The organism is Streptococcus mitis (assembly GCF_026782865.1).
Taxonomy (GTDB): Bacteria; Bacillota; Bacilli; order Lactobacillales; family Streptococcaceae; genus Streptococcus; species Streptococcus mitis_CG.
Window position 1 is genome coordinate 147,682 of the sequence record NZ_JAKUXK010000003.1, and the last position, 20,839, is coordinate 168,520.

A 20,839-nucleotide genomic window follows, 5' to 3' on the forward strand; every position below is an offset into this window, starting at 1 on the left:
TTTGATGGGATTGTAAATGGAAAATAGAAGTTTTTGAAAACGCTTAAAATATGATATAATAGTTTTATAGTTATTTTTAGGGGGATATCATGGGTAGATTTTTAGACTTTGTCTTTAATCGTTTCTTTTTAGGGATGATTGCGACAGCCTTCTTTTGGCTATTAACATTGGCAGGAGGGATTATCCTTGGTCTAGCGCCGGCTAGTGCCACCTTGATGAGCCTGTATGCAGAACATGGTTATAGCTTTCGGGAATACAGTTTGAAGGAGGCGTGGTCTCTTTATAAGCAAAATTTCATCTCAAGCAACCTGATTTTCTATAGCTTTCTAGGGTTAGATCTAGTTTTGGTCTATGGTTTGTATCTGTTGGTTCAATTACCTCATCAGACCATCGTTCATTTGATTGCGACCTTTTTGAATGTCTTAGTAGTTCCCCTCATCTTTTTGGCCTATACAGTGTCTTTGAAATTACAAGTTTATTTTGACTTGTCTTATCGAAATAGTCTCAAACTATCCTTGATTGGCATTTTTATGAGTCTAGCAGCTGTGGCTAAGGTTTTTCTTGGGACTGTGCTACTTGTGGCAATTGGTTACTATATGCCTGCCCTACTTTTCTTTGTAGGAATTGGGATGTGGCATTTCTTTATCAGTGATATGTTGGAACCAGTCTATGAAAGCATTCATGAAAAATTGGCGACAAAATAGAATGAAGCAGTTTTGGCTACATACGCTTCTAAGAACCTACAGTTCAGTTATGATGATTATTATTGCGAGTTTTGCAATCTTACTCTCTTACGCTGACTGGGATTCACGGGAAAAGGAAGCTCAAAGAGTAGCCCAGCGTGTAACCACTCGAACAGTCGATGAGGTAGAGTATTATTATCGGGAGTCAGCCCAGCTAGCGCAGGCTTTGGTTGAAAATCAGGCTCGTATCGAGGGAATTTATAAGTATTTTAGTCTGAGTACGCCTGAATATTTTTATTGGCAGTTAGAACGTAAGGCTTCTCCGTATATATCAGTGTCTTTATATGAAAATATTGATGATCTCTATGTTCGGAATGATTTTGTTACTGGAGTTGCGATTGCTCTTCAGGACTATAAAGAAGTTTATGTGTCAGCCAGAGACAAACGCGGTGGAGAGAAAATCTCAGCTGAGGATTTTAAACCAGCAGAAAACAGTTTTGCCATTCCTGTATCTGATCCTGTCTCGGATAAAGATTTGGGAGTTGTCTATATCTCTTTATCTCCCAATGTCTTAAATGGAGCTATTGATAATACTAGGGGGCATATACCTATGGCTGTATTTGTAACCTCTCCTTTTGAGACAGAGATGTTTCATATTGGGGAACAATTGTCCTCAGATAAAGAAAATTGGTTTGTAGGTATTACTTCTCATGGCTACAGAGTTCAAGTAGCTGTTGCTAGGAACTTTGTTCTGTTTGGCACCTTAAGAAGTTCGGCTCTAATTGTTAGTTTGAGTTTCCTCTTTATTGTCATACTATATGTTACCTTGAGGAAGACTTTCTCAAATTATCAAAAGCAGGTAGTGGATTTGGTGGATTCCATCCAAGCTATTGCCCAAGGAGAGGAAGGTCTTCGTATTGACACACTTGAAAAGGATCAGGAATTGCTTCTAATCGCGGAGACGACCAATGATATGTTGGATCGATTAGAAAAGAATATCCATGATATTTATCAGTTAGAACTTAGTCAAAAAGATGCCAATATGAGAGCCTTACAGGCTCAGATTAATCCTCACTTCATGTATAATACGCTGGAGTTCTTGCGTATGTATGCAGTCATGCAAAGTCAAGATGAGTTAGCGGATATCATTTATGAGTTCAGTAGCCTGTTGCGTAACAATATTTCGGACGAAAGAGAAACTCTTCTCAAGCAGGAATTAGAATTTTGTCGTAAATATAGTTATCTTTGCATGGTTCGTTATCCCAAGTCCATTGCCTATGGTTTCAAGATAGACCCAGAGTTAGAGAATATAAAGATTCCTAAGTTTACCTTGCAACCGCTGGTAGAAAATTATTTTGCGCATGGTGTTGACCACAGACGTACAGATAATGTGATTAGCATTAAAGCTCTTAAACGAGATGGTTTTGTGGAAATTTTAGTGGTAGATAATGGTCGTGGTATGTCGTCTGAAAAGCTGGCAAATATTCGAGAAAAATTAAGTCAGAGACATTTTGAACACCAAGTCAGTTACAGTGATCAAAAGCAGTCTATTGGGATTGTCAATGTCCATGAGCGTTTTGTACTCTATTTTGGGGACCGCTATGCCATTACGATAGAGTCTGCGGAGCAAGCAGGTGTTCAGTATCGTATTACAATTCAAGATGAGTAGAAAGGGAGAAAATGTATAAAGTATTATTAGTAGATGATGAGTACATGGTGACAGAAGGTCTGAAACGTTTGATTCCCTTTGATAAGTGGGGTATGGAGGTCGTCGCAACAGCCAGTCATGCTGATGAAGCCCTAGAATATGTTCAGGAAAATCTCGTTGATGTCATCATTTCAGATGTCAATATGCCCGACAAAACAGGGCTTGATATGATTCGGGAAATGAAAGAGATCTTACCAGATGCCGCCTATATCCTGCTTTCAGGTTATCAGGAGTTTGATTATGTAAAAAGAGCAATGAACCTTAGTGTGGTGGACTATTTGGTCAAGCCAGTAGATAAGGTAGAGTTGGGAAATCTGCTGGAGAAGATTACAGGTCAGCTTGGAGAGAGAGGGAAGAAAGGTCAGACCCTCAGTCAAGATTTAGACGAGACTGGATTTGTTAGTTATCTAGGAGGTAAGGAGAATTGGTGGATAGGACTATCTAAGGAAAAACAAGGCTCCTTCACCATTCCCTACTATGTCTTGGGTCAAGATTGGCAGATTTTCATTTCTGACCAACCTCTAGATGGTTTAGTCGTTACTCCCTTTGAAGCTCCCTATCAAGAACACTTTGAACGCTGGAAGCTGAATGCTGAGAAAGCCCTCTTTTACGGTTCGGTAAATTTGGAAAAATCTGAAAGTCTATTCACTTATTATGAACCAATATATCGCGTGATTATCCAGGGGAATATCACTCAAATCATTGAGGAGCTGACACTACTGGAGAAAGTTGTTTTAGAGAATACACCAAGAGTGGCGATCACCAAACAACTTTTTACACAGTTTGTCATGGATATTTTCCATTTATTTGAGAATTTGAAGGCGGATGATATGACTGAGATGGTCAAAACGATTCATGAGATTAATTCTTTTGAGAAGTTGGTTTCTTATATTAAAGGTACTCTGACCCGATTCTTTGGACAATATCGTATGAATGAAAATGTGGTTAGTGTGCTAGAAGTCATTGGGCGTGATTATCAAAAAGAACTTTCCCTCAAGGATATCAGTAAGGATCTCTTTATCAATCCTGTCTATCTGGGGCAGTTGATTAAGCGAGAAACCAATTCGACCTTTGCTGAATTACTCAATAAACAACGTATTAAGGCTGCCCAACAACTTTTGCTTTCAACTAGTGACAGTATCGAAGATATTTGTTATGCTGTTGGTTACAGTAATGTTGGATATTTCTATAAAGTGTTCCGAAAATTGTGCGGAAAATCGCCAAAAGCCTACAGAAAACAGGTAGAAACTATACTATAAGATTTGTATTCCCTTACAAAAGGTGTTATAATATAAATAATAATATCAGGAGGTTATATCATGAAAAAGAAACCGATTTATCTATGGGTCTTGCTAATCTTGTCTGCTCTTATTTCAGTTACGTCTCTGTTTGGAATTTTGAGTCCCTTACCTAGCAAAGAAGCCGTTCGTGCGAGTCAGAAAACTATTGAAGGGATTAGTGCTCAGCAATTAGAAGACCAGCTTAATTACACCTATAGAGTAGCAGAAGCATCTCATTCTATTTTTAATGTTGCCTTGATTGTGCTGTCTGCTATTTTAGTGGTAGTAGCGATTGTGTTCCTTGTTCGTAAAAATTTGCAATATGCAAATTATACTTATGTTGGCTATGTTTTGTTAGCTATTATTGGTTCAATTTATAGCTATGTGGCTTTGCAAGACGCTGTCCAGTTGGTTAAAGATGAGACCATGCGTTTGACAATGAGTATTGGTTCAAAAGCTGTTAGCATTTTCTATATTGTCATCAATGTTCTTTTCCTAGCCCTTGTCTTCTATAAGATGTGGCGTCAACAGAAAGCCTTGGCAGAAGAAGAGGAAACAGAAGAACTTGCCTAAGTATTGACAAAAAATAACTATCAAGATACAATCTTGGTAGTTGTTTTTCGATTATAGATAAAATCATGGAGGTACATATGAAGACAATTTCTTTAGTTTATATCAGTTTGAGTGGAAACACTGAGAGTTTTGTGACGCGCTTGAAAGATTATCTCTTGTCCCAGTACGAGGGAATTGAGGTTCAAAAGATTCATATCAAGGATTTGGTCAAGGAAGGCCAAGATTTCTATGAAATGGACCATCCCTATGTTGCTTTTTTGCCGACCTACCTAGAAGGTGGGAATGGCGTTGATAACGGAGATGTTGAGATTTTGACGACACCAGTGGGGGATTTTATCGCCTATGGTGACAATGCTAGTAAGTGTTTTGGTGTGGTTGGTTCAGGAAATCGTAACTTTAATAACCAATACTGCCTGACAGCTAAGCAATACAGTCAACGTTTTAATTTTCCTGTATTGGCTGACTTTGAAATGCGAGGTATGCTGGAAGATATCAAGCATGTGGCTGCAATTATTGCGGATTTGTATGAGTTGGAAAGTTAAGCTGAAACCAATCTTTCAATCATTAGAAGAAAGAAGTTATTATACACTCCTTTATAGTAGGGATAAAAATTACCGATAAACTTTTATATAAATGTTACTTGATATGGTTGTAAGATAAAAAACCTGCCCTAAAAAACCGAGAAGCTTTCTTCTCGGTTTTTGATTATTTCAATTGATCTGTAATGTCTTTTGATAGCAACATTCCCAGATGGTAAGTTTTATTGATATACGCAATGACATCATTGATGTTTTCAGTCGTTTGAATTTTCTCTTTGATATCAGTCCTAAATGTTTCATCCTTTAAAAGTTGTTCTTGGTAGAGTTTTTGCAGTCTCTCTTTCTCGTACTTATTAAGCAGAAAAAGGAAAACCAAGCTAATCACAACGAGGATATAAGCATATTGGCTCATAGGATATCTCCCTGTATGATAAAGAAGTAGTAGTGAATAAATCGATTTAGTGGATCTAAAATAGCAGAACAAGCTAGCAAAAACTTGATAAGATTTTTGATAGACCTCTAAACCAAAATCCGTATAGGCTTTGGTCTTAGTTACTTAGACTGCTTTACAATCAAGTAACTTGAAGATTACGACGTCTTTCGGTAGAAATCGATAATATTTCTATCGAAAGACTAGTGAAGCGCCTAGCCAAATCCCTTATAGGATTTGGCGTTAGTTACTTAGATTGCTCCGCAATCAAGTAACTTTGGCGATTTACATCTTCTCTGGCGCATCTACTCCAAGCAAGCGAAGGGCTTCTTTGAGAACGACTGCGGTTGCATAGCTAAGGGCTAGACGGCTGTCGCGTTCTGAGCTTTCATCCAAGATGCGCGTATGTGCATAGTATTTGTTAAAGGCTTGAGCCAGGCTAATTGCAAATTTAGCAATGATAGAAGGCTCAAAGTTATCCGCAGCACGGTTGATAATACGTGGGAAGTCTTGGATGAGTTTGATGATTTCCCAGCTTTCAGCATCATTCAAGCTATAGTTGCTAGCTGTTTCTGGTTTGAAATCTGCTTTGCGTAAGATAGATTGGATACGAGCGTAAGCATATTGAACGTAAGGTCCAGTTTCCCCCTCGAAGGATACCATAGCTTCTAGATCGAAATCATACCCATTTGTACGGTCGGTCTTGAGGTCATAGAATTTAATGGCTCCGACTCCAACAGCATGCGCTACCTGGTCTTTGTTTTCCAATTCAGGATTTTTAGCCTCGATTTGGGCCTTGGCGCGACTAACAGCCTCTGCAACAGTAGGCTCTAGCAAGATGACATTCCCTTTACGAGTAGAGAGTTTTTTTCCTTCTTTTGTAACCAGACCAAAAGGAACGTGAGTAATATCGTTACTCCAGTCGTAGCCCATTTCTTGCAAGACGGCTTTGAGTTGTTTAAAGTGGGCAGATTGTTCTTGGCCAACGACATAGATAGATTTGGCAAATTGGTATTCATTTTTACGGTAAAGGGCTGCAGCCAAGTCACGTGTGATATAGAGAGTTGCTCCATCAGATTTCTTGATGAGGGCTGGATGTTCAATTCCATATTTCTCAAGATTCACAACTTGGGCACCTTCTGATTCAACAAGAAGTCCTTTTTTAGAAAGAATGTCTACAACTGCATCCATTTTATCATTGTAGAAGGCTTCTCCGTTGTAGCTGTCAAATTCAACCTTCAGTTCATTGTAAAGGCGGTTAAATTCCACCAAACTTTCATCACGGAACCATTGCCAAAGTGCGAGAGCTTCCTCGTCTCCATTTTCAAGTTTACGGAACCATTCGCGTGCTTCTTCATCCAAGCTAGGGTCATTTTCAGCCTCAGCATTGATGCGGACGTAGAGTTTAAGGAGTTCATCGATTGGATGAGCTTTTACAGCTTCTTCGTCGCCCCATTTTTTGTAGGCAACAATCAGCATCCCAAACTGCTTACCCCAGTCTCCCAAATGATTGACCTTGACCGTTTGATAACCGATTTTTTGGAAAATATGTGACAAGCTATCTCCGATAACAGTTGAACGTAGGTGACCAATAGAGAATGGTTTAGCGATATTGGGACTAGACATATCGATAACAACATTTTCTTGTTTACCAATATGTTGGTCAGCATAGTGTTCTTTTTCAGTGATAACAGCTTGCAATACTTGAGCAGAAATGGCAGATTTATCAAGGAAAAAGTTGACGTAAGGTCCCGTTGCAACAACCTTTTCAAAGGCTTGGCTATTAATTTTTTCAGCTAGTTCAGCCGCAATCATTTGAGGTGCCTTACGTTCGACTTTTGCAAGAGAAAAAGCAGGGAAAGCGATGTCTCCCATTTCTGAGTTTTTAGGGGTTTCTAGTAAATTTAAAATAGCCTCTTGGTCCAGGCTATCAATGACGCTAGCCAACTCGCTAGCAATCAATTCTTTTGTATTCATTAAGAGCTCCTTTTTGGACTTTTCTACTATTTTATCACAATTTTAAAGAAAGAAGAAAAAATTTTTGAAATCTCCTGTTTTTTTGGTATAATATAGTTATAAAATTAGTTATAAATATGCATATAAGAGGATTTTATGAGAAAAAGAGATCGTCATCAGTTGATAAAAAAAATGATTACTGAGGAGAAATTAAGTACACAAAAAGAAATTCAAGATCGGTTGGAGGCACACAATGTCTTTGTGACGCAGACAACCTTGTCTCGTGATTTGCGCGAAATCGGCTTGACCAAGGTCAAGAAAAATGATATGGTGTATTATGTACTAGCAAATGAGACAGAAAAGATTGATTTGGTGGAATTTTTGTCTCATCATTTAGAAGGTGTTGCAAGAGCAGAGTTTACCTTGGTACTTCATACCAAATTAGGAGAAGCCTCTGTTTTGGCAAATATTGTAGATGCAAACAAGGATGAATGGATTTTAGGAACAGTTGCTGGTGCCAATACCTTATTGGTCATTTGTCGAGACCAGCACGTTGCCAAACTCATGGAAGATCGTTTGCTAGATTTGATGAAAGATAAGTAAGGTCTTGGGAGTTGCTCTCAAGACTTATTTTTGACAAGGAGAGATGTACAATGACGACAGAAAAGCTATCACCCGGCATGCAACAGTATGTGGATATTAAAAAGCAATATCCAGATGCTTTTTTGCTCTTTCGGATGGGTGATTTTTATGAATTATTTTATGAGGATGCGGTCAATGCTGCGCAGATTCTGGAGATTTCCTTAACGAGTCGCAACAAGAATGCCGACAATCCGATTCCTATGGCGGGTGTCCCCTATCATTCTGCTCAACAGTACATCGATGTCTTGATTGAGCAGGGCTATAAGGTAGCTATCGCAGAGCAGATGGAAGATCCTAAACAAGCAGTTGGGGTTGTGAAACGAGAGGTTGTTCAGGTCATTACACCTGGGACAGTGGTCGATAGTAGTAAGCCGGATAGTCAGAATAATTTTTTGGTTGCCATAGACCGTGCTGGCAATCAATTTGGCCTCGCTTATATGGACCTGGTGACGGGTGACTTTTATGTGACAGGTCTTTTGGATTTCACGCTGGTTTGTGGGGAAATCCGTAATCTCAAGGCGCGAGAAGTGGTGCTGGGCTATGACTTGTCTGAGGAAGAGGAACAAATCCTTAGTCGTCAGATGAATCTGGTACTTTCCTATGAAAAAGAAGGCTTTGAAGACCTTCATTTACTGGATTCACGATTAGCAGCTGTGGAGCAAGCGGCATCTAGTAAGTTGCTCCAGTATGTCCATCGAACCCAGATGAGGGAATTGAACCACCTCAAACCTGTTATCCGCTATGAAATCAAGGATTTCTTGCAGATGGATTATGCGACCAAGGCTAGTCTGGATTTGGTTGAGAATGCTCGGTCAGGCAAGAAGCAAGGCAGTCTTTTCTGGCTTTTGGATGAAACCAAAACAGCTATGGGTATGCGGCTCTTGCGGTCTTGGATTCATCGCCCCCTGATTGATAAGGAACGAATCGTCCAACGACAAGAAGTGGTGCAGGTCTTTCTCGACCATTTCTTTGAGCGTAGTGATTTGACAGACAGTCTCAAGGGTGTTTATGACATCGAACGTTTGGCTAGTCGGGTTTCTTTTGGCAAAACCAATCCCAAGGACCTCCTGCAGTTGGCGACCACCTTGTCTAGTGTGCCACGGATTCGTGCGATTTTAGAAGGCATGGAGCAACCTGCTCTAGCTTATCTTATAGAACAACTGGATGAAATCCCTGAGCTGGAGAGTTTGATTAGCGCAGCGATTGCTCCTGAAGCTCCTCATGTGATTACAGAAGGTGGCATTATCCGCACTGGATTTGATGAGACTTTAGACAAGTACCGTCGCGTTCTCAGAGAAGGGACTGGCTGGATTGCTGAAATTGAATCAAAGGAGCGAGAAAACTCTGGCATCAGCACGCTCAAGATTGACTACAATAAAAAGGATGGCTACTATTTCCATGTGACCAATTCTCAACTGGGAAATGTGCCCGCTCACTTTTTCCGCAAGGCGACGCTGAAAAACTCGGAACGCTTTGGAACCGAAGAATTAGCCCGTATCGAGGGAGATATGCTGGAGGCGCGTGAGAAGTCAGCTAACCTAGAGTACGAAATCTTTATGCGTATTCGTGAAGAGGTCAGTAAGTACATCCAACGTTTACAAGCTCTAGCCCAAGGAATTGCGACAGTTGATGTCTTACAGAGTCTAGCAGTTGTGGCTGAAACCCAGCATTTGATTCGACCTGAATTCGGAGATGATTCGCGGATTGATATCCAGAAAGGGCGTCATGCTGTCGTTGAAAAGGTCATGGGGGCTCAGACCTATATTCCCAATACGATTCAGATGGCAGAAGATACCAGTATTCAACTGATTACAGGGCCCAACATGAGCGGGAAGTCAACCTACATGCGTCAGTTAGCCATGACGGCGATTATGGCCCAGATGGGTTCCTATGTTCCTGCTGAGAGCGCCCATTTACCGATTTTTGATGCAATCTTTACCCGTATCGGAGCAGCAGATGACTTGGTTTCAGGTCAATCAACATTCATGGTGGAGATGATGGAGGCCAACAATGCTATTTCGCATGCGACCAAGAACTCTCTCATTCTCTTTGATGAATTGGGACGGGGAACTGCAACTTATGATGGTATGGCTCTTGCTCAGTCCATCATCGAATACATCCATGAGCATATCGGAGCCAAAACCCTCTTTGCGACCCACTACCATGAGTTGACTAGTCTGGAGTCTAGTTTACAACACTTGGTCAATGTCCACGTAGCAACCTTAGAGCAGAATGGGCAGGTTACCTTCCTTCACAAGATTGAACCAGGTCCAGCTGATAAATCCTATGGTATTCATGTTGCCAAGATTGCTGGTTTGCCAGCAGACCTTTTAGCAAGGGCGGATAAGATTTTGACTCAGTTAGAGAATCAAGGAACAGAAAATCATACTCCCATGAGACAAACAAATGCTGTAACCGAACAGATTTCACTCTTTGATACGACTGAAGAACATCCTATCTTAGCAGAATTGTCTAAACTAGATGTTTATAACATGACACCTATGCAGGCTATGAATGTATTGGTTGAGTTAAAACAAAAACTATAAAAATAATCCCACTCATGCATTTGCGAGTGGGATTATTGCTCTTACTTTCTATGCTCCAAGAGTTGATTGATATGGTCTACTTTTTTTGATGCTCTTTTATAGGAAATAGTCCAAATGATGAGGTAGACAATTGCAAACTCGATAATGAGCTGGAGATAGAAATTCCAGTGGAAGGGGAACCAACCTGCTAGGGTTGCTAATGGGATAAAGCCTACTAGCATAAGGAAGAAATGGGTCAGAGTTGCACGGAGCAAGCTCCAGTCACGGCTGAATAATCGCTTGCCAAAGTTAAAGAGAATACCGATAGCTGCCCAGATCAGTGTGCAGTAGAGCAAGACCAGGGCACCGTGAACCTGATGTTGGGTCATTACTTGACCGATGAGAGAGTCGGAACTTAGTGGTGCGTAGGTATTTGGTGCATAAATGAGTGAAAAGATGATAGAGAGGATGAGGCCGATAAGAACACCGGCAGCTGCATCGTGAAATACTTGTTTTTTCATAGTTCTAATTTCTCCTTGATGGTTTTTAGGTAACGGCGTGAAGAGTAGGTGAAACTTTCGTTTTTTAGAAAGATTTCTACTAGACCGTTGGGAGTTAGCTTGAGATGGGAGATGGAGTTGATATTGATGATTTCTGATTGGGAAATTTGGATAAAATTGGTCGGCAGAATTTCAAGAACCTGATAGAGTCGCAAATCAATGCTGTAGGTCTGACTCGCCGTTTCTGCTAGAACCTTCCGATTCTCGATATAGAAGCGTTGTATCTTACCAACCTTAACTAGATAGACTTGATCATCAATCTTTCCTTTGATTGTTTCTTTTTGGTCAAGATTTTCTGCGAACTCGATGACTTTCTGGACTTTATCTGTCGGCTGAGGTGCTTGAACAATCAGCTTTTCCTCTTCGTAAGTTTCACTAATCTGTAGTTCTACTTTCATAAATTTCTCTCCTTGTTTTTCATACAAAATTGTGATCACTTCTTGTACACCTTTATTAAACACTATTTTACGACACCTGGCAAGGGACTTTGTCTATGTGGAGGGATTTGTATCCTATGTGGTGGAGCTTTTCTGTCCTATCTGAAATATGGTATAATAGCACTAATCAATTTCTAGGAAAATAGATACAGAAAGGGGCTGAAAAATGTCTCATATTATTGAATTGCCAGAGGTGCTGGCAAACCAAATCGCGGCTGGAGAGGTTATTGAACGTCCTGCCAGTGTGGTCAAAGAGTTGGTAGAAAATGCTATTGATGCGGGATCTAGTCAGATTATCATTGAGATTGAGGAATCAGGTCTCAAGAAGATTCAAATCACAGATAATGGTCATGGAATTGCCCACGATGAGGTAGATCTGGCTCTGCGTCGTCATGCGACCAGTAAGATAAAAAATCAGGCAGATCTCTTTCGGATTAGGACGCTTGGCTTTCGTGGTGAAGCCTTGCCTTCTATTGCATCTGTCAGTGTCCTGACTTTGTTGACGGCGGTGGATGGTGCGAGTCACGGAACAAAGCTCGTTGCGCGTGGGGGAGAAGTTGAAGAAGTCATCCCAGCGACTAGTCCTGTGGGAACCAAGGTTTGCGTGGAGGATCTCTTTTTCAATACGCCTGCCCGCCTCAAGTATATGAAGAGCCAGCAAGCAGAGTTGTCTCATATCATTGATATTGTTAACCGTCTGGGCTTGGCCCATCCTGAGATTTCTTTTAGTTTGATTAGTGATGGTAAGGAAATGACGCGAACAGCGGGAACAGGTCAATTGCGCCAAGCTATCGCAGGGATTTACGGTTTGGCGAGTGCCAAGAAGATGATTGAAATTGAGAATTCTGACCTAGATTTCGAAATTTCAGGTTTTGTGTCCTTGCCTGAGTTAACTCGGGCCAATCGCAATTATATCAGCCTCTTCATCAATGGCCGTTATATAAAGAATTTCCTGCTCAATCGTGCAATTCTAGACGGCTATGGTAGTAAGCTTATGGTAGGCCGTTTTCCACTGGCTGTCATTCACATTCATATCGACCCTTATCTAGCGGATGTCAATGTGCACCCAACCAAGCAAGAAGTGCGGATTTCCAAGGAAAAGGAACTGATGACCCTGGTTTCAGAAGCTATTGCAAACAGTCTCAAGGAACAAACCCTGATACCAGATGCCTTGGAAAATCTTGCCAAATCGACCGTCCGCAATCGTGAGAAGGTGGAGCAAACTATTCTCCCACTCAAAGAAAATACTCTCTACTATGAGAAAACTGATTCGTCAAGATTTAGTCAAGCTGAGGTAGCTGATTATCAGGTGAATCTGACTGAAGAGAAACAGGATTTAACCCTGTTTGCCAAGGAAACTTTGGAGCAGCTGACTAAGCCTAGCAAACTCCATTTTGCGGAGAGAAAGCCTGCTATTTATGACCAACTAGACCATCCAGAGCTAGATTTAGCCAGTCTGGATAAAGCCTATGATAAGCTGGAGCGAGAAGAATCTTCAAGCTTTCCAGAGTTGGAATTTTTCGGGCAAATGCATGGAACCTATCTCTTTGCCCAAGGGCGAGATGGGCTCTACATCATAGACCAACATGCGGCGCAGGAACGGGTCAAGTACGAGGAGTACCGTGAAAGCATTGGCAATGTTGACCAGAGCCAGCAGCAACTCCTAGTGCCCTACATCTTTGAATTTCCAGCGGATGATGCTCTGCGTCTCAAGGAACGAATGGCACTTTTGGAGGAAGTGGGTGTCTTTCTAGCAGAGTACGGGGAAAATCAATTCATCTTACGTGAACATCCTATTTGGATGGCAGAAGAAGAGATTGAATCAGGCATCTATGAGATGTGCGACATGCTCCTTTTGACCAAGAAAGTTTCTATCAAGAAATACCGAGCAGAGTTGGCCATTATGATGTCCTGCAAACGTTCCATCAAGGCTAACCATCGTATCGATGACCATTCGGCTAGACAACTCCTCTATCAGCTTTCTCAATGTGACAATCCCTATAACTGTCCCCACGGACGCCCTGTTTTGGTGCATTTTACCAAGTCAGATATGGAAAAGATGTTCCGACGCATTCAGGAAAATCACACCAGTCTCCGTGAGTTGGGGAAATATTAAACTAAAAGGAAAACTATGTACGAATATTTAAAAGGAATCATTACCAAAATTACTGCTAAATACATTGTTCTTGAAACCAATGGTATTGGTTATATACTGCATGTGGCCAATCCTTATGCCTATTCAGGTCAGGTTAATCAGGAGGCTCAGATTTATGTGCATCAAGTCGTGCGTGAGGACGCTCATCTGCTTTATGGATTTCGCTCAGAAGACGAGAAAAAGCTCTTTCTCAGTCTGATTTCGGTTTCTGGGATTGGTCCTGTATCAGCTCTTGCTATTATCGCTGCCGATGACAATGCTGGCTTGGTTCAAGCCATCGAAACCAAGAATATCACTTATTTGACCAAGTTTCCTAAAATTGGTAAGAAAACAGCCCAGCAGATGGTGCTAGACTTGGAAGGCAAGGTAGTAGTTGCAGGAGATGACCTTCCTGCCAAGGTGGCAGTGCAAGCTAGCGCTGAAAACCAAGAATTGGAAGAAGCTATGGAGGCCATGTTGGCTCTGGGCTACAAGGCAACAGAGCTCAAGAAAATCAAGAAATTCTTTGAAGGAACGACAGATACAGCAGAGAACTATATCAAGTCGGCCCTTAAAATGTTGGTCAAATAGGAGCAGAGCATGACAAAACGTTGTTCGTGGGTCAAGATGACCAATCCGCTCTATATCGCCTATCATGATGAGGAGTGGGGCCAACCCCTCCATGATGACCAAGCATTGTTTGAGTTGTTGTGTATGGAAACCTATCAGGCAGGCCTATCTTGGGAAACGGTACTCAACAAACGCCAAGCTTTCCGAGAAGCTTTTCATGGCTATCAAATTCAAGCGGTCGCAGATATGACCGACACCGAATTGGAAGCCTTGCTAGATAATCCAGCTATTATCCGAAATCGAGCCAAGATTTTTGCTACACGTGCTAACGCCCAAGCCTTTCTACGATTACAGGCAGAGTACGGCTCTTTTGATGCCTATCTTTGGTCTTTTGTTGAGGGGAAAATGATCGTTAACGATGTTTCCGATTATCGCCAAGCCCCAGCTAAAACACCTTTGTCTGAAAAATTAGCCAAAGATCTCAAAAAACGAGGCTTCAAGTTCACAGGCCCAGTCGCCGTCTTGTCTTTTCTACAGGCAGCAGGACTGGTTGATGACCACGAGAATGATTGTGAGTGGAAAAGCAGGAATTAGTGAGTATAGGTAATTAGAATATCTGAGAATATAGAAAAAAGCTGAGAAATTCTTCCCAGCTTTTTATATATACTATTAGATTTGTTAGAGTGAAGTCAAAAAAGTGATTCCACCTAAAATAACACCAGCTGAATTTGGAATGATTAGTATCCAATCCTTCTTAGGTTCCTTTGTCCATCCATAAATAACCCAGATTAAGCAAGATATAGCAGCTGATAAAGGTTGAAATGGTTGAGCTTTATTTCCCTGTAAATTAGCGATAATTTGAGGTATGTAGGCAATAAATACTATAATTCCAATAAAGGCACCAATAGAACCTACGATTCGATTAATTTTTTGTTTTGTCATATACACCTCCTTCAAAAGGATATCATAGAAATTAGCGAAATGCAATAAATTCAGATACAAATTGTAACGAAAACGAATACAAAAGCACAAAAATAGAGAAACTATTTATTTTTTGTTATAGTCAAAGCGAATGATTTGCTCCTTTGCATCTACATAGGCGTGAACTCCGAAGGGTACAATTGCTCTTGGAGTTGCGTGGCCGACATTTAGATTATAGATAATCGGGATATTGCTGTCAATAATATCCAATAGTGCCTCTTTATAGTCGTCATAGAAAGTTTCATCCATAGGTTTTCCGACCAAGAGTCCACTGATGACCTCGAATATACCAGTGTCTTTTAAAGTCCGCAACATATTTTTGAAGTCTTCCAGCTCAGGCTTTTCTTCGCTTGTTTCTAGCAAGAGGATTTTTCCTTCCCAGTCTGACAAGTCAGGGAAAAGTTTGTATTTTTGGCAGAGCTCCGTGCTATCTGCGTATCGAGAGTTGTCAAAGATATCGTAGAGGGATTCGAGGCAACCACCGAGGATTTTTCCCTCGAACTGGGCATTTCCCCGCAACAGCTCGAAACCAGTATTTGCATGACTGACACGAGGTGTCCCCAGAGCCTTGGGACTGAAGTCAGTCCTTTCATCATACCAAACGTCACTAGGGCGGATTTCTGAGATTCTTCCCGTCTCAATCAATTCTTTAAAGTAGTGGAGGCTATAGGTCAGCACTTCCTTGTCCAATTCACAAATGTCTGCTAGGAAGGATTGACCATAAAAAGTTTTGATTCCTAGTTTATGCAACATGAGATGGTTCATGGTTGTATCCGAGAAGCCAAGAAAAATTTTTTGTTTGATAACCTTTTGTAGTTGGTCATTTTCAAAAAGATAAGGTAGTAAGCGATAGGTATCGTCTCCACCGATGGCGCATAGGATCATGTCGATGCTATCATCAGAAAAGGCATGAATCAAATCCTCTGCACGAGCTTCAGGATGGTCCTTGATAAAGTCTAATCCTTTTAGCGAATGAGGCAAAAAGGTAGGATTGAGTCCCAGGTTCTTGAGACGTTGGACACCCAAGTCCACTTCGTGTTTGACAAAGTCCTCTCCGATAATGCCACTAGATAAACTAACAACACCAATAGTAGAAACCATATTTCTTCCTCCTAGAAATTGATTGAGCCTATTTTATCATAAAAGATGGGAGAAAACTATAGGGAAAAGGGTAGAGGGAAGCTTGTAGGCAAGCAAGTGAAAAAGCAACCGCTGGTGCAGTTGCTTTTCGTTTTCTAATCAGTAATCTCGCTAGATATGAGTTACTTGGTCAACTCTTGATTATAGGAGAGAGCCAAATCAATCCAGTAAGGCAATTCTTTTTGGCCTTCTATATCTAAGTCTATATACCCATGATAAAGGCGCCCCCTCATCAATGTAGTATGAGCTCCTGTTCGGGGTAGAACTTGCTTCTCCATTTCCTTGCCAATTCTGACCATAACCAGTTCATCCTTTCTGGAACTGACAGTAAGGACCATTTTACCACGAATCATAAAGGCCAGGCCACCAAACAGCTTCTTTTCTTCTAGCTCTTCTTCGAAAATTTGGGGAGGAAGTTTGAGCGCTAGAATTTTTCGAATCTGCTGAGCTAAAGATTGACTATATGCCATAGCTCTTTCCTTTTCTTAGTAACGTGTTGGTCCTGCACTTGCGCTACGGATATTCAAGCGTTTCTTGAGATAGAAGCGAAGGGCTAGGAGGGCTGCTCCGATAATAGCCAGTGGCACTGGAGCAAGTACTGGGTTAAGGCTAGCTGGTAGGAAGCTTGTTGCAAAGAAGACAAGCAACCAAAGGAACATAGAAGCTAGGATAACCAGTACAGATTTCCAGAAAGGTGGACGTTGGCTGCGGTCCATATCTGGTCCATAGTATTGGTAAACAAAGTAGTACATCAAGTAGAAGGCAAATCCACCAACAAGTCCAACTAGCAGGAGAGTGACAAGTCCATAGCCGAAAGCCTGATCTGCTGCAAAGAAAGTTGTGAGGGCGCTGACGAGGGCAAAGAGGCTAGTGATGAAAAGGGCTGAGTCCATAATCATGAGTTTTGGATCATCATTTTCTTTTGGATGCTCTTTTTCATATTGTTCCTTGACAGTGAAACTATGAGCCCAGTGGGTCGGTGCGCCATAGAGGGAACGAGCAGTCGTACCCTTGGCTTGCTCCTCAAGGATTTGGGGAATAACTTCCTCAAAAATAGCCTTGATTTCAGCGTCTGTTTTTCCATCTTTGATGAATTGTTGGGTAGCGATGTGGACAAACTCTTGGTTTTTCTTGGTTAATTTTTGTAGATCAATCTGAGACATAGGAACTCCTCTTAGAACCATTTTTTATGGATGAGATAGAGAGTGAGCGAGACACTCATAGCAAAGGCGATAAAGACGATTAACCAGAAGGCGTTCGGTTCGCCGTTTAGGGGGATTTCATTATCCTTAAAGTTCATCCCGTAGGCAGAAAAGACCATGGTTGGGATGGACATGACGATGGTCACAAGGGCCAAGGTTTTCATGATGTTGTTCTGGTTGTTAGAAATGATAGAGGCGAAGGTCTCTGTCATAGAATGCAAGACGTTTCCATAAATGTCTGCCATCTCGATGGCCTGTTGGGTTTCAATCAGGGTATCTTCAAGCAGGTCTTCGTCCTCAAGGTATTTCTTGATATTGCTGGTTGAGCTGGTCAATTTCTTAATCACGCGCTCATTTGTTTTGAGGGAGGCCTTGAAATAGACGATGGTTTTTTCCAATTCCATGAGCTCAATCAATTCTTCATTACGAGTTGATTGATGCAGTTGACTTTCGATTTGTTCACTCTTACGGTCAATCGAACGAAGGGCTGTTAGGTAAAGCTCTGCATTGCGATAGAGAATCTGGAAGATAAAACGCGAACGCATGAAAGTGTAGAAATTACGCAATCGACGGTTGATAAAGACATCGAGGACCGGTAGTGGTTCCAAACACGTAGTGATAATGGTTTCCTCAGTGATGATAATACCAAGCGGGATGGTTACGTAGTAGGTGCGGTTATTTCTTTCCTCTGTGACCGGAACGTCTACGATAATCAGGGTATACTCGTCTTCAATGGTAATACGAGACATTTCTTCCGCATCGAGCGGTGCTCGAAGGTCGGCAATATCGATATCGAAGGCGTTAGCGATTTCGAGTGATTCATTTTGAGTCGGATTGACGAGATTGATCCAAGTACCCGGTTCAAGCGTATCGATCTCTTTAAATTCAGTTGTTGTAGAGAGAAAAACTTGTTTCATATCCCTTATCCTTTCTCATTTTTCAGATTTTTTCACACCGTACTATTATACTACAAAATCGGCTTTTTTCAAATAAAATCTTACAAAGACACCGTTATTATTGGCTTTTTGCTTTGTCTTGAAACGTTGATTTTTGAATTTGCTCCCCTTTTTGCTCCCCCTATAGTGCTTTTAGTGCACTTTCGTAGAATGAGACTGCTTTTTTTGCGTTCTCTTTTGAGAGGTGGCTATATATATCCATGGTCATTGATAAAGTGGAATGACCTAGGCGGTACTGGAGTTCCTTGTATGGTATTCCAGAGTTAAGCAAGAGACTAGCGTGAGTGTGACGGAATCCGTGAAAGCCAATGTTAGGAACATCAGCACGCTTAAAATGTGTTTGCAATCTTCTTTTAAGTCTTGAACTGCTAGGATACTCATGAATGAAATCAGAAAATACCACGCTTTCACGTTGCCCTATCTTCCAGGCCTCTTTAGTTTGGCGCAGTTTGTACTGCTTTAGCATGCTAACAGTCGCTTGATCTATATCTATATCCCGATAACTAGCCTTAGATTTTGGGCTATTAATTTCTAAATCACGATTTAGTGTTTTGGTAACATGTACCACGGCATTATCTAAATCTATATCAGACCAGGAAAGAGCTAAAGCTTCATTGATACGGCAACCAGTAGCCAATAGGAACTTATAGAGCGTTGTCTCATAGTAGTAACGATATCTATCGCTATCTAAATTATCGAGATAACCAAGAAACTTTTTTAGTTCTTGATTTTCAAAGTGCTTTACTTTTTTCCGCTTTGCTTTCTGAGTGTTACGAGGTAAAACCACATCACGCGCAGGATTGGACGGTATAGCCTGCATGGTTACGCCATACTGTAAGATACGTTTGTTTAAAGCGTGTATCTTGTCATAATGTAGAAAAGCCCCTTTTTCCCCTCTATTAGTCTTGTCAGCAAGTTTGTTGATAATGGACTGGATAAGTGGAGTAGTGAGCTTATCGAGCTTGTAAGCCCCAAAAATAGGCAATATATGATTATCAATTAGCTTTCTAACATTGCCTTGAGTGTTTGGCTTAACCGTATTCTTATAACTTTCTAACCAGAGATTGGCTAATTCTTGATAGTTTTTTATGGTGCTAGCCTTTTGTCTGGTAGATCCTGCTTTCTGAAAAGCAATTTTTTCTTGAGTAGCTTTCTGCTTAACTTCCTTTTGTGTCCGCCCCGTTACCTTAGTTTTAACTTTCTTTCCTGTTACCTGGTCAACTCCTAAATATACATTAGCACGATAGACTTTGCTACCGTCTTTTTTTATAACTTCAGTTATTTTCATGATGATAAACCTTTCTAAAATACATCAGCAGGCAAGCCATTATCAAAAAGGTTTTATATCATGCTAGGAGCTACGAGAACCCCCTTATTTTCGATTTTAAAGAGTCAGTAGGTAAATAATACCAGAGTAGGAAACAAGGCGGATATGGGGCTTATATGGGCTTGTTTATAGTAAACAGGCCTGTATTTAAAGTTTTTTATCGTCAGTCAGCTGTTTTAAAGTTTTTTCAAAGTCCGAGTTTATCTTTTGAGTTTTGTTGAAGAGCTGGTACTCTGCTTTTGCTTTGTCTTTCGCAACCTTGGAAGTGATTTTCCCATGACCTTCTAAAATGTCGTATTCTTGGAAAGTCAAAAAGCGGTCAATACTTTGGGCTAGTTGTTGCATTGTCTGAGCTTTTCGCTGTTCTATCTGTCTTTCCAGGTAATCAAAATAGCTAGATATTCCTCTTTCAAGGGAACGGATTTCTGTTTCTGAAAGGTAATTCTTTGCTATTTGGGTATCTGCTTGCAGTATGCGACCGTTAGGGGAGTTTTTCCATGTTGTAAGTCCCATGTTGTCTTTTGTATGATCAGCTTTCGTGTAGATAATTTCCGCAGCAGTTTGGCCAGTGATTGCATAATGAAACTTATTCTGTACATCAGCATAGAATTGCTTAGTCAACGTACTTTGTGGATCATAGTCAATAGAGATTTCAGCAAAAATATCTGTAATCTGCAACCATATACGACGCTCACTAGCTCGGATAGAACGCACGCGCTCCAAGAGCTCACGGAAATAGTCTTTTTCTAGCAAGTTTTCGCCTTGTTTCAGACGGTTGTCATCCATGGCGAACCCTTTTATCATGTACTCACGAAGTACCGAAGTAGCCCACTGTCTAAATCTCGTAGCTTTTTGGGAATTGACACGGTAACCAACTGAAATGATGGCGTCAAGATTGTAGAAATCAACTTGGCGGACAACTTCACGACTACCCTCTATTTGAACTGTTTCCATTTTGGAAATAGTTGCTTTTTCTTCTAATTCGCCCTCTTCAAAGATATTTTTTAGGTGTTTACTAATTGCAGGAACACCGACATCGAAAAGTCTAGCCATTTCTTTCTGACTAGCCCAAATCGTTTCGCCTTTGATGATGACACTAGCTGTCTCGCTATCGTTGTCAGCAGTATAGATTAAGAATTGTAATTCGTTCATGAAATCCTTTCTAAAATATTGTAAGTGGTTGACATTTGTTGACA

The 20,839-nt window shown here is 41.0% G+C and carries 21 protein-coding genes; 10 read left to right on the top strand and 11 right to left on the bottom strand.

Features of this window, described 5'->3' with window-relative positions; all coding sequences use genetic code 11:
• Positions 1–89: 89 nt before the first annotated feature.
• The 5 genes from MK482_RS01350 to nrdI all read left to right on the top strand — a co-directional run bounded on the left by MK482_RS01350 (position 90) and on the right by nrdI (position 4,786).
• Entirely contained in the window at positions 90–704 is a 615-nt protein-coding gene (locus tag MK482_RS01350; RefSeq protein WP_125410842.1) for a YesL family protein, read from the top strand.
• A complete protein-coding gene (locus MK482_RS01355) occupies positions 682–2,352 on the top strand; it encodes a sensor histidine kinase (protein WP_125410843.1) in 1,671 nt (556 codons plus the stop codon). Before MK482_RS01350 ends, MK482_RS01355 begins: the two co-directional genes overlap by 23 nt.
• Positions 2,353–2,363: 11 nt before the next feature.
• Positions 2,364–3,650 carry a response regulator transcription factor gene (locus MK482_RS01360; protein WP_125410844.1) on the top strand — a complete coding sequence of 429 codons (1,287 nt, stop codon included), beginning with the start codon at positions 2,364–2,366 and terminating at the stop codon, positions 3,648–3,650.
• A gap of 60 nt (positions 3,651–3,710) precedes the next feature.
• Positions 3,711–4,244 (top strand): ABC transporter permease, encoded by a 534-nt coding sequence (locus MK482_RS01365; protein WP_124787510.1) that lies wholly within the window; start codon positions 3,711–3,713, stop codon positions 4,242–4,244.
• 77 nt (positions 4,245–4,321) lie between these two features.
• On the top strand, positions 4,322–4,786 hold the full coding sequence (gene nrdI / locus MK482_RS01370) for a class Ib ribonucleoside-diphosphate reductase assembly flavoprotein NrdI (protein WP_125410845.1): 465 nt from the start codon (positions 4,322–4,324) through the stop codon (positions 4,784–4,786).
• A gap of 163 nt (positions 4,787–4,949) precedes the next feature.
• On the opposite strand, the gene MK482_RS01375 is transcribed toward nrdI, so the two are convergent.
• Complete coding sequence (locus tag MK482_RS01375; RefSeq protein ID WP_049544515.1) at positions 4,950–5,195, bottom strand: hypothetical protein; 246 nt, start codon at positions 5,193–5,195, stop codon at positions 4,950–4,952.
• Positions 5,196–5,498: 303 nt separating this feature from the next.
• Complete coding sequence (gene argS, locus MK482_RS01380) at positions 5,499–7,190, bottom strand: arginine--tRNA ligase (protein WP_125410846.1); 1,692 nt, start codon at positions 7,188–7,190, stop codon at positions 5,499–5,501.
• Between the two features lie 135 nt (positions 7,191–7,325).
• Here argS and argR point away from each other — a divergent pair, with 135 nt between their 5' ends.
• A complete protein-coding gene (gene argR, locus MK482_RS01385) occupies positions 7,326–7,772 on the top strand; it encodes an arginine repressor (RefSeq protein WP_001231476.1) in 447 nt (148 codons plus the stop codon).
• 50 nt (positions 7,773–7,822) lie between these two features.
• Positions 7,823–10,357, top strand: a complete 2,535-nt coding sequence (mutS, locus tag MK482_RS01390) for a DNA mismatch repair protein MutS (protein WP_268717782.1) — start codon at positions 7,823–7,825, stop codon at positions 10,355–10,357.
• A 41-nt stretch (positions 10,358–10,398) separates the two neighbouring features.
• Here the strand turns inward: mutS and MK482_RS01395 are convergent, their stop codons facing one another.
• On the bottom strand, positions 10,399–10,857 hold the full coding sequence (locus tag MK482_RS01395) for a DUF3021 domain-containing protein (protein WP_268717783.1): 459 nt from the start codon (positions 10,855–10,857) through the stop codon (positions 10,399–10,401).
• Positions 10,854–11,294, bottom strand: a complete 441-nt coding sequence (locus MK482_RS01400; RefSeq protein ID WP_153219793.1) for a LytTR family DNA-binding domain-containing protein — start codon at positions 11,292–11,294, stop codon at positions 10,854–10,856. Before MK482_RS01400 ends, MK482_RS01395 begins: the two co-directional genes overlap by 4 nt.
• Positions 11,295–11,499: 205 nt before the next feature.
• On the opposite strand from MK482_RS01400, the gene mutL reads away from it, so the two are divergent.
• The 3 genes from mutL to MK482_RS01415 are packed head-to-tail and all read left to right on the top strand — an operon-like array spanning position 11,500 to position 14,631.
• A complete protein-coding gene (gene mutL, locus MK482_RS01405; protein ID WP_268717784.1) occupies positions 11,500–13,449 on the top strand; it encodes a DNA mismatch repair endonuclease MutL in 1,950 nt (649 codons plus the stop codon).
• Between the two features lie 15 nt (positions 13,450–13,464).
• Positions 13,465–14,058 (top strand): Holliday junction branch migration protein RuvA, encoded by a 594-nt coding sequence (gene ruvA / locus MK482_RS01410; protein WP_000273417.1) that lies wholly within the window; start codon positions 13,465–13,467, stop codon positions 14,056–14,058.
• 9 nt (positions 14,059–14,067) lie between these two features.
• Positions 14,068–14,631, top strand: a complete 564-nt coding sequence (locus tag MK482_RS01415) for a DNA-3-methyladenine glycosylase I (protein ID WP_268717785.1) — start codon at positions 14,068–14,070, stop codon at positions 14,629–14,631.
• Between the two features lie 84 nt (positions 14,632–14,715).
• Here MK482_RS01415 and MK482_RS01420 read toward each other — a convergent pair whose 3' ends face one another.
• The 7 genes from MK482_RS01420 to MK482_RS01450 form a co-directional block, all read right to left on the bottom strand.
• Positions 14,716–14,979 carry a SemiSWEET family transporter gene (locus MK482_RS01420; RefSeq protein ID WP_000166114.1) on the bottom strand — a complete coding sequence of 88 codons (264 nt, stop codon included), beginning with the start codon at positions 14,977–14,979 and terminating at the stop codon, positions 14,716–14,718.
• A gap of 105 nt (positions 14,980–15,084) precedes the next feature.
• Positions 15,085–16,119 (bottom strand): S66 family peptidase, encoded by a 1,035-nt coding sequence (locus MK482_RS01425; RefSeq protein WP_000255140.1) that lies wholly within the window; start codon positions 16,117–16,119, stop codon positions 15,085–15,087.
• 161 nt (positions 16,120–16,280) lie between these two features.
• Positions 16,281–16,628, bottom strand: coding sequence for a hypothetical protein (locus tag MK482_RS01430; protein ID WP_000331824.1), 348 nt, complete (start codon positions 16,626–16,628; stop codon positions 16,281–16,283).
• A gap of 15 nt (positions 16,629–16,643) precedes the next feature.
• Positions 16,644–17,321: a DUF1129 domain-containing protein gene (locus MK482_RS01435; RefSeq protein WP_049502618.1), complete on the bottom strand. Its 678-nt coding sequence runs from the start codon at positions 17,319–17,321 to the stop codon at positions 16,644–16,646.
• Positions 17,322–17,332: 11 nt separating this feature from the next.
• Positions 17,333–18,277, bottom strand: coding sequence for a magnesium transporter CorA family protein (locus MK482_RS01440; protein ID WP_000815623.1), 945 nt, complete (start codon positions 18,275–18,277; stop codon positions 17,333–17,335).
• Between the two features lie 160 nt (positions 18,278–18,437).
• The gene (locus MK482_RS01445; RefSeq protein ID WP_268717786.1) at positions 18,438–19,604 is read right to left on the bottom strand and encodes a tyrosine-type recombinase/integrase; all 1,167 of its coding nucleotides are present in this window, start codon (positions 19,602–19,604) and stop codon (positions 18,438–18,440) included.
• A gap of 186 nt (positions 19,605–19,790) precedes the next feature.
• Positions 19,791–20,795 (bottom strand): virulence RhuM family protein, encoded by a 1,005-nt coding sequence (locus MK482_RS01450; protein WP_057487976.1) that lies wholly within the window; start codon positions 20,793–20,795, stop codon positions 19,791–19,793.
• Positions 20,796–20,839: the final 44 nt, after the last annotated feature.

Bases quoted from the DNA above. Each gene is read 5' to 3' on its own strand.
- MK482_RS01375 (WP_049544515.1), bottom strand. From the start codon at position 5,195: ATGAGCCAATATGCTTATATCCTCGTTGTGATTAGCTTGGTTTTCCTT.
- MK482_RS01395 (WP_268717783.1), bottom strand. From the start codon at position 10,857: ATGAAAAAACAAGTATTTCACGATGCAGCTGCCGGTGTTCTTATCGGC.
- MK482_RS01435 (WP_049502618.1), bottom strand. From the start codon at position 17,321: ATGTCTCAGATTGATCTACAAAAATTAACCAAGAAAAACCAAGAGTTT.
- nrdI (WP_125410845.1), top strand. From the start codon at position 4,322: ATGAAGACAATTTCTTTAGTTTATATCAGTTTGAGTGGAAACACTGAG.
- MK482_RS01350 (WP_125410842.1), top strand. From the start codon at position 90: ATGGGTAGATTTTTAGACTTTGTCTTTAATCGTTTCTTTTTAGGGATG.
- argR (WP_001231476.1), top strand. From the start codon at position 7,326: ATGAGAAAAAGAGATCGTCATCAGTTGATAAAAAAAATGATTACTGAG.
- MK482_RS01420 (WP_000166114.1), bottom strand. From the start codon at position 14,979: ATGACAAAACAAAAAATTAATCGAATCGTAGGTTCTATTGGTGCCTTT.
- MK482_RS01415 (WP_268717785.1), top strand. From the start codon at position 14,068: ATGACAAAACGTTGTTCGTGGGTCAAGATGACCAATCCGCTCTATATC.
- mutL (WP_268717784.1), top strand. From the start codon at position 11,500: ATGTCTCATATTATTGAATTGCCAGAGGTGCTGGCAAACCAAATCGCG.
- MK482_RS01450 (WP_057487976.1), bottom strand. From the start codon at position 20,795: ATGAACGAATTACAATTCTTAATCTATACTGCTGACAACGATAGCGAG.
- MK482_RS01440 (WP_000815623.1), bottom strand. From the start codon at position 18,277: ATGAAACAAGTTTTTCTCTCTACAACAACTGAATTTAAAGAGATCGAT.
- MK482_RS01400 (WP_153219793.1), bottom strand. From the start codon at position 11,294: ATGAAAGTAGAACTACAGATTAGTGAAACTTACGAAGAGGAAAAGCTG.
- MK482_RS01430 (WP_000331824.1), bottom strand. From the start codon at position 16,628: ATGGCATATAGTCAATCTTTAGCTCAGCAGATTCGAAAAATTCTAGCG.
- MK482_RS01355 (WP_125410843.1), top strand. From the start codon at position 682: ATGAAAAATTGGCGACAAAATAGAATGAAGCAGTTTTGGCTACATACG.
- mutS (WP_268717782.1), top strand. From the start codon at position 7,823: ATGACGACAGAAAAGCTATCACCCGGCATGCAACAGTATGTGGATATT.
- MK482_RS01360 (WP_125410844.1), top strand. From the start codon at position 2,364: ATGTATAAAGTATTATTAGTAGATGATGAGTACATGGTGACAGAAGGT.
- argS (WP_125410846.1), bottom strand. From the start codon at position 7,190: ATGAATACAAAAGAATTGATTGCTAGCGAGTTGGCTAGCGTCATTGAT.
- MK482_RS01365 (WP_124787510.1), top strand. From the start codon at position 3,711: ATGAAAAAGAAACCGATTTATCTATGGGTCTTGCTAATCTTGTCTGCT.
- ruvA (WP_000273417.1), top strand. From the start codon at position 13,465: ATGTACGAATATTTAAAAGGAATCATTACCAAAATTACTGCTAAATAC.
- MK482_RS01425 (WP_000255140.1), bottom strand. From the start codon at position 16,119: ATGGTTTCTACTATTGGTGTTGTTAGTTTATCTAGTGGCATTATCGGA.
- MK482_RS01445 (WP_268717786.1), bottom strand. From the start codon at position 19,604: ATGAAAATAACTGAAGTTATAAAAAAAGACGGTAGCAAAGTCTATCGT.